Origin of the sequence: Nonomuraea lactucae (assembly GCF_003313395.1) — a bacterium.
Classification (GTDB): Bacteria; Actinomycetota; Actinomycetes; order Streptosporangiales; family Streptosporangiaceae; genus Nonomuraea; species Nonomuraea lactucae.
Genome location: NZ_QNFZ01001062.1, coordinates 26,198 through 32,667, shown reverse-complemented (window position 1 = coordinate 32,667; position 6,470 = coordinate 26,198). Strand labels below are relative to the sequence as shown.

The window sequence follows — 6,470 nt, the reverse complement described above, 5'->3', positions numbered from 1 at the left end:
CGCGTCCGGTTTCGGAGCGGGGCGCCCACCGGGTGAGGCCGCCGCGTCTGGGGTGCCCGCCGGAGCCGGGGGTTCGCCGGGCGCGGACGCGATGAGCAGGCGGCTCTTCCTCGGGCGGGCCACCGCGGCCATCGCGGGCGTCAGCGCGCTCGGCACGGTCGGGTACGGCGTGCGCACCGCGCTGGGCGACCCCGTCATCGAGCCCGTCAAGATCACGGTCCCCAGGCTCGACGCCCGGCTGAGCGGCCTGCGGGTCGCCGTGGTCAGCGACATCCACCTGGGGCCGCTCACGGGCACGGCCCACGTCGAACGCATCGTCCGGATGGTGAACTCGCTGCGTCCCGACGTGGTGACGATCGTCGGCGACCTGGTCGACGGCACCGTGGCCGAACTCGGGGAACAGGCCAGACCCCTCGGCGAACTGGAAGCCCGTTACGGCTCTTACTTCGTGACCGGAAACCACGAGTACTACACCGCCAACGGCCCGCAGGAGTGGATCGAGGAGTTGGCGGAGCTAGGCGTCCGGTCGCTGCGCAACGAACGCGTCGAGATCCGGCACCAGGGCGGCGTGCTCGACCTGGCCGGGGTCAACGACGTCAACGGGGCCACCGTGAACGACGGTCCCGACTTCGACAAGGCGCTGGGCGGCCGTGACACCGGCCGGGCGGCCGTCCTGCTGGCGCACCAGCCGATCCAGGCGACCGAGGCCGCCCGTCGCGGGGTCGGCCTGCAGCTGTCGGGGCACACGCACGGCGGTCAGATGGTGCCGTTCGACCGCGTGGTGCCACTGCAGCAGCCGGTCGTGTCGGGGCTGGGCAGGGTGGACGGGATGCAGGTGTACGTGACGCGGGGCGCCGGGTTCTGGGGGCCGCCGGTCCGTGTGGGCGCTCCACCTGAGATCACGCTGGTCGAGCTCCAGCCGTAGCCGCGTCCCGGCGTCAAGGTGCCGTGACGGTGCGCGACCCTTCGGTGACGCTCGCCGCTCGGATGGTGTAGTATCCAAAGGGATACGGGAGGTGCGATGATCTCTTCGCCGGCTGAGGACGTGACGGGGCGGCAGGTCGTGCCCGATGTCACGTTCTGGGCGGAGTGCGGCGGGTTGCTGTTCAGGCAGGCCCGTCATGCGGCCAGCATGAAGCAGTCGGCGCTGGCCGGCCTCAGTGGCACGTCCAGGACGACGCTGTCGGCCTACGAGCACGGCAGGAAGTCGCCCACGCTGGAGACCGCGGGCCGGATCCTCGACGCCGCCGGGTTCCGGCTGGCACTGGAGCCCAAGATCGACTTCGCCGGGGGCGTCGGTGTCGACGGCCGGCCCTTCTACGTGCCCAGCCGCCTGCCCCGCCTGGCCGTGGCCCAGGCGCTCGCCACCGTTACGTTGCGCGGCAGGCCGTACGATCTGGCCGATCGCCGTGAGCGTCGCGAGGCCTATGCGGTGCTGCTCGGGGAAGGCGATCCCGAGGAGCTGCTCGCGCATGTCGACGGGGTGCTGCTCGTGGAGCTCTGGGACGACCTGGTGCTGCCCGCCGCCATCCGCTCGGCCTGGCTGCCGCTGGTGGAGGGGGCCCGTGGCTGACCGCGGCCAGCTCTGGCAGGGCCGAGGCGGCCGGCGCACCGCCGCGGGACGCAGCGGGGTCGCCGCGAGCTACATGGGTGACAGCGGGGCCGCCGCCAGTCGCACGGAAGGCAGCGGGGCCGCTGCAAGTCGCACGGAAGGCAGCGGGGCCGCCGTAAGTCACACGGTGACAGGGGGGCCGCCGCAGGTTGCGGATGGCGCGGAAGGGCCGCGCGGAAGTTGTGGCGGGAACCTATCGGGACAGGAGGTTCGGACGATGGTCATTTTGGGGGCCCATTCCAGGTCTGAAACCTGCACACCGGCCCGCCGGCGTAATACCCTCAGCGGCGGGCAGCCGGGCAATTCCGGCCTGCCCGCCGTCTTCCCAGTCCCGGCGAGCACCTGGATACGCTGACATCATGACCGCCCCTGGCCGACGCCGCACCACCGCCCACGTGCTGGCCAACGCTCCGTTCCGCCGGCTGTGGACGGCCATGTCGGTGTGCAGCCTGGGTGACTGGCTCAACATCCTGGCCCTGACCGCCCTCGCGGGAAACCTCACCAAGGGCTCCGACTTCCGCGTCCAGTCGCTGGCCATCGGCGGTGTGTTCATCGCCAAGATGCTGCCCGCCGTGCTGCTCGGCCCGCTCGCCGGCGCCTTCGCCGACCGGTTCGACCGGCGGCTGACGATGTTCTTCGCCGACCTGGCGCGCTTCGCCGTGGTGCTGTCCATCCCGCTGGTCGGCAGCTACGAGTGGATCATCATCGCGACCCTCCTGGTCGAGTGTGTCAACCTGTTCTGGGTCCCGGCCAAGGACGCCACGGTGCCCAACCTGGTGTCCAAGGAGCAGCTCGAGTCGGCCAACCGGCTCAACCTCCTGGTCACGTACGGCAGCGCGCCGATCGCCGCCATGCTGTTCGCGGCGCTGTCGGTGGCGGGCGACGTAATGAAGAACGTGGTGCCGTTCCTGTCGGGCATGGACGCGACGAGCCTGGCGCTCTTCGTCAACGCCTTCGCCTACCTGGTGTCGGCGTTCCTCATCTTCACCCTTCGCGACATCCCCCAGCGCAACGGTGGGATCTCCACCCCGTCGGTGTTCAAGCAGATCATCGAGGGGTGGCGCTACGTCGGCGCCAACCGCCTGGTGCGTGGGCTGATCATCGGCATGCTGGGCGCGTTCGCGGCAGGTGGCGCCGTCGTGGGCGTGGCGAAGATCTACGTGGTCGCGCTGGGCGGCGGCGACGCGGCCTACGGTGTCGTGTTCGGCGCGGTCTTCGTCGGCATGGCGCTGGGCATGTTCTTCGGGCTCCGGCTGCTGCGCGAGCTGTCGAGGCGGCGGCTGTTCGGCCTGGCCATCACCGTGGCGGGGCTGGTGCTGGTCGCGATCGCGCTGGTGCACAACCTGGCCATCGTGGTCATGCTGACCGTGGTGCTCGGGGCGTGCGCCGGCATCGCGTGGATCATCGGCTACACGCTGATCGGCCTCGAGGTCGAAGACTCGATGCGGGGCCGCACGTTCTCGTTCCTTCAGTCGACCGCGCGGGTGACGCTGCTGCTCGTGGTGGCTGTGGCCAACCCGCTCGCCGCCCTCTTCGGTGCGCACAGGCTGGAGCTCGGCGACTGGTCCTACCAGTTCGACGGCTCCAATCTGGTGCTGCTGATCGGCGGCGCGCTCGCTGTGGTCGTGGGCATCCTGGCGCTGCGCCACATGGACGATCGCAAGGGCGTCTCGCTCTCCGAGGACCTGATCGCGGCGGTGCGCGGCGAGCGCTTCCGGCCGGAGGAGGCCGAGGAGGTGCCTGGGCTGTTCGTCGCCTTCGAGGGGGGCGAGGGGTCGGGCAAGACGACCCAGTCGCGCATGATCGCCATCTGGCTGCGCGATCAGGGCTTCGACGTCGTACAGACCCGCGAGCCGGGTTCCACCAAGGTCGGCATGAGGCTGCGGGCCATCCTGCTCGACGCCGCCGAACGCGGCCTGACTCCCCGCGCCGAGGCTCTCATGTACGCGGCGGACCGGGCGGAGCACGTCGAGAAGGTCATCCGCCCGGCCCTCTACCGTGGCGCGGTCGTGGTCACCGACCGCTACGTCGACTCCTCGCTGGCCTACCAGGGCGCGGGACGGTCGCTCGACCCTGACGACGTCTCCAAGGTCAACGCCTGGGCCACCGGCGGGCTGGTGCCGCACCTCACCGTGCTGATCGACACGCCGCCCTCGGTGGGCCTCAAGAGGCTGGGCGGGGCGGCCGACCGGATCGAGTCCGAGCCGCTGGAGTTCCACGAGCGGGTGCGCAAGGAGTTCCGCGCGCTGGCCGCCGCGGACCCCGGCCGCTACCTGGTGGTGGACGGCACACTGCCGCCCGACCAGATCACCCGCGCCATCCAGGACCGGATGCGGGAGATCCTGCCCGACCCGGTGCCTCAGGCCACCGAAGACGTCACGGGCACGATGCCCGCCATCCGCGACTAGCCTTTGTCCGTGACAGTTTTCGCCGACCTCGTCGGGCAGGACCAGGCCGTGGCCGTCCTCTCGCGTGCCGCGTCGGCCGCGGGCGAGGTCATCGGTGGCGGGCGAGGCGCGGGCATGACGCACGCCTGGCTGTTCACCGGCCCGCCCGGCTCCGGCAGGGAGGACGCGGCGCGGGCCTTCGCGGCCGCGCTGCTCTGCCCCGACCGCGGCTGCGGCCACTGCGACCAGTGCCACCAGGTGCTGATCGGGTCCCATCCCGACCTCGAGACCGTACGCCCGGCCGGCCTGTCCTACAGCGTCAGGCAGACCCGCGAGCTCATCCTCAGGGCCGCCGGCGCGCCCACGCAGGGCCGGTGGCGCGTGATCCTGTTCGAGGACGCCGACCGGGCGACCGAGTCCGCCGCGAACGCCCTGCTCAAGGCCATCGAGGAGCCGCCGCCACGCACGGTCTGGCTGCTCTGCGCCCCGGCCCCCGACGACCTCATGATCACCATCCGGTCGCGCTGCCGCCTGATCACCCTGACCACGCCGGCCACCGAGGCGGTCGCCCACGTGCTCGCCACGCGCGACAGCGTGCCATGGGAGACGGCCCACTTCGCCGCCCGCGCAGCCCAGGGTCACATCAGCCGCGCCCGCGCCCTGGCCCTCGACGAGGACGTCCGCCGGCGCCGGGAGGCGGTCCTGGGCATCCCGCGTTCGCTGACGGGCGTGGGGGAGTGCGTCTCCGCCGCCGAACGCCTGGTCAAGACGGCGGAGGAGGAGGCCGCGGCGGCGACCACCGCACTCAACGAGACGGAGACGGCCGAGCTGCGCAGGCTCTACGGCGAAGGGTCCACGGGCAAGGGCCTCAACCGTGGCCTGGTCCGAGGCGGGGCGGGCGCGCTCAAGGAGCTCGAGGACCGGCAGAAGTCCCGGGCGACCCGGATCAAGCGCGACTCGCTGGACGCGGCGTTGCTGGAGCTGGTGTCGTACTACCGCGACGTGCTCGCGATGCAGCTCGAGGCGTCGGTGGAGCTCGCCAACGACGACCTCCGCTTCGACCTCGACCAGACGGCCAGGAGGTCGACGCCGGAAGAGACGCTGCGGCGGATCGACGCCATCATTCGGTGCCGCGAACGCCTCGACGCCAATGTCAACCCCCAGATCGCCGTAGAGGCCCTGATGCTCGCCCTCCGCGCCTAGGCTCCCCCGGGAGCTGTCGGGAGCTGTCGGGAGCTGTCGGGAGCTGCCGGGAGCCGCCGGGAGTCTCGGGGAGTCCCGGGGCCCGGAGAACGCCCGGACCCTCAGAACCTTGAGAACCCGCCCAGACCCTCAGAACCTTGAGAACCCGCCCGGACCCTCAGAACCTTGAGAACCCGCCCAGACCCTCACAACCTTGAGAACCCATGGACGGAAGGGCGGCGGTTCTCACCATCGCCGCTCCCGCGCACGTAATGTGGCAGCGGAAGGCCGTACGAACCCCCGAGTCCGGTCAGGAGGCGAGGTCTGGCCCATGGGCATGATCATGGCCGTGAGCTTCACACGCTACGGGAGGCTCTACTACCTCGACCCGGGCCAGCACAGCCCCAAGGTGGGCGACAAGGTGCTGGTGCCCACCGACGCGGGGCCCGAGGTGGCCGAGTGCGTGTGGGCGCCGCAGTACACGAGCGAGGACATCGACGGCCTGCCGGTGTGCGCCGGCCTGGCCGGCGACGAGCACCTGGCCCGCGACGAGAGCAACAAGCGCCGCCGGGCCGAGGCCAGGAGCGTGTCGAAGCGCCTGATCAAACGGCACACCCTGCCCATGAAGGTCGTGGGAGTCGACTTCCTCGACAAGGACAACGTCTACACGGTCTACTTCTCGGCTCCGCACCGGGTCGACTTCCGGGCCCTCGTACGCGACCTGGCGCGCAACCTGCGGGCCAGGGTGGAGCTGCGGCAGATCGGCCCGCGCGACGAGGCGCGGCTCCAGGGCGGCATCGGCCCGTGCGGCCGAGACCTGTGCTGCGCCACGTTCCTCAAGGACTTCGAACCCGTCTCGGTGCGCATGGCCAAGGACCAGGACCTTCCGGTCAACCCCCTGCGCATCGCCGGTGCGTGCGGGCGGCTCATGTGCTGCCTGAAGTACGAGCACCCGCTCTACGTCGAGACGCGCTACCGGATGCCGCGCGTGGGGAGCCGGGTGAGCACGCCTCAGGGCGACGGGAGCGTCGTGGGGCACAACGTCCCGGCCGACACCGTGACGGTCCGGCTCGACGAAGGCGGGCGGCGCTGCGCCTGCCCGTCCGCCTCTGTCTGCTCGCCGCGGCAGCAGCACGAGAAGATGTACGGGGCGGAGGACGCCCCGCCACGCGCCGAGGCGTAACGAAGGCGTGATCGGGGGCGCGGAAACGGACAGGCGTAACCAAAAAGGTCGTCCATAACCCAGGAACCGGGCATCAGCCCGCGGGGCGTCGAGGACGGAGCGAGCG

The 6,470-nt window shown here is 71.3% G+C and carries 5 protein-coding genes; all 5 read left to right on the top strand.

The genetic code is table 11. The annotated features are described in order from the left end of the window. Window positions 1–925 (top strand): metallophosphoesterase (locus DQW85_RS42240; protein ID WP_162795815.1); only part of this gene is annotated, 925 nt, incomplete at its 5' end. Window positions 926–1,021: 96 nt separating this feature from the next. Continuing rightward, a complete protein-coding gene (locus DQW85_RS42235; RefSeq protein ID WP_113705353.1) occupies window positions 1,022–1,573 on the top strand; it encodes a helix-turn-helix transcriptional regulator in 552 nt (183 codons plus the stop codon). Window positions 1,574–1,971: 398 nt separating this feature from the next. Then, window positions 1,972–4,020, top strand: a complete 2,049-nt coding sequence (gene tmk / locus DQW85_RS42230; RefSeq protein ID WP_113705352.1) for a dTMP kinase — start codon at window positions 1,972–1,974, stop codon at window positions 4,018–4,020. A 9-nt stretch (window positions 4,021–4,029) separates the two neighbouring features. After that, window positions 4,030–5,202: a DNA polymerase III subunit delta' gene (locus DQW85_RS42225; RefSeq protein ID WP_113705351.1), complete on the top strand. Its 1,173-nt coding sequence runs from the start codon at window positions 4,030–4,032 to the stop codon at window positions 5,200–5,202. Between the two features lie 316 nt (window positions 5,203–5,518). Continuing rightward, on the top strand, window positions 5,519–6,364 hold the full coding sequence (locus tag DQW85_RS42220) for a PSP1 domain-containing protein (protein WP_113705354.1): 846 nt from the start codon (window positions 5,519–5,521) through the stop codon (window positions 6,362–6,364). The last annotated feature ends 106 nt before the right edge of the window (window positions 6,365–6,470 follow it).

Bases quoted from the DNA above. Each gene is read 5' to 3' on its own strand.
- DQW85_RS42235 (WP_113705353.1), top strand. From the start codon at position 1,022: ATGATCTCTTCGCCGGCTGAGGACGTGACGGGGCGGCAGGTCGTGCCC.
- DQW85_RS42220 (WP_113705354.1), top strand. From the start codon at position 5,519: ATGATCATGGCCGTGAGCTTCACACGCTACGGGAGGCTCTACTACCTC.
- tmk (WP_113705352.1), top strand. From the start codon at position 1,972: ATGACCGCCCCTGGCCGACGCCGCACCACCGCCCACGTGCTGGCCAAC.